1 protein-coding gene is annotated in these 538 nt (G+C 69.1%); it reads right to left on the reverse strand.

Going from position 1 to position 538, the window contains the following annotated elements:
* On the reverse strand, window positions 1-486 hold a 486-nt coding region (locus ACFQSB_RS40365; RefSeq protein WP_380832664.1), incomplete at its 3' end, for a hypothetical protein.
* Window positions 487-538: the final 52 nt, after the last annotated feature.

The following is a 538-nucleotide window of genomic DNA, read 5'->3' on the forward strand; positions in this document are numbered from 1 at the left end:
GCGGTACTGGCCCCAGTCGTAGTGGCCGCGGTAGCCCTCGCCGACGCGGATGCGGAAGTCGTCGAAGCTTCCCTTGCGGAATTTGCCGGTGAAGTGGGAGGCGCCGTAGCGGCTGCCGCGGTAGATGCGCGAGTGCCAGCCGTTGTCGTCGTGCCACTGGAAGTCGATGTAGGAGTAGTCGCGGTCGCGGTCGCGGTCGAACAGGTCGCCCTTGAAGTAGTAGTAGCCGTTCTGGGAGTACCAGTAGCCGGAGAAGTAGGAGCGGTCGTGGCTGGACTCGCCGCGGCTGTAGCCGGACCAGATGCGGCCGAATCCGTGCCGGTCGAAGCCGTTGGCGGTGCTGGTGCTCGCGGTGGTGGTGGCACTGGCCGTGGTGGTGGCGCCGGCGGCCTGGGTGGTGGCGGCCTGGGCGGGGGTGGCGGCGATGCCGGCGGCCATGGCGCCGGCCAGGGCGGTGCCGACGAGCAGCTTGCGGATCTTGCTCATGGTGGGTGTTCTCCTGGGTGAGGGTTCCGGCTCGGGGCCGGGTGTTTCCGGT

The organism is Sphaerisporangium rhizosphaerae (assembly GCF_042665155.1).
GTDB classification, from domain to species: Bacteria; Actinomycetota; Actinomycetes; order Streptosporangiales; family Streptosporangiaceae; genus Sphaerisporangium; species Sphaerisporangium rhizosphaerae.